Source organism: Rhizobium ecuadorense (assembly GCF_001187535.1).
Taxonomy (GTDB): Bacteria; Pseudomonadota; Alphaproteobacteria; order Rhizobiales; family Rhizobiaceae; genus Rhizobium; species Rhizobium ecuadorense.
In genome coordinates this window covers 1-361 of the sequence record NZ_LFIO01000630.1, presented here as the reverse complement: position 1 = coordinate 361, position 361 = coordinate 1, and the positions used below count along the sequence as shown (strand labels likewise).

The 361-nt window shown below is 50.4% G+C and carries 1 protein-coding gene; it reads left to right on the top strand.

Features of this window, described 5'->3' with window-relative positions; genetic code table 11:
- Positions 1–12: 12 nt before the first annotated feature.
- Positions 13–361 (top strand): four helix bundle protein (locus tag AF337_RS12415; protein ID WP_049732348.1); only part of this gene is annotated, 349 nt, incomplete at its 3' end.

Below are 361 nucleotides of genomic sequence, written 5' to 3'. Positions count from 1 at the left end.
TGACAAGGGAGAATGGCAACGGCGATTAATTCCTATCAGGATCTTAAGGTGTGGCAGCGCTCCATGGATCTTGCGGTTGAATGTTACGGCCTCACAAAGGAATTTCCAAAAGAGGAAATTTATGGCCTTGCCTCCCAGGTAAGACGTTCTGCAGCATCCATTGCAGCAAACATCGCGGAAGGTTACGGACGCGAGTCAACGGGTGCCTACGTGCACCACTTGAAAATTGCCCAAGGGTCTCTGAAGGAGTTGGAAAAGCATCTGATACTCTCGGCGCGAGTAGGAATTGTCACGGTGTCACAAACCCAGTTGGCGCTTTCCTTGGTAGCAGAAGTGGGAAAGATGCTGTGGTCGCTTATTC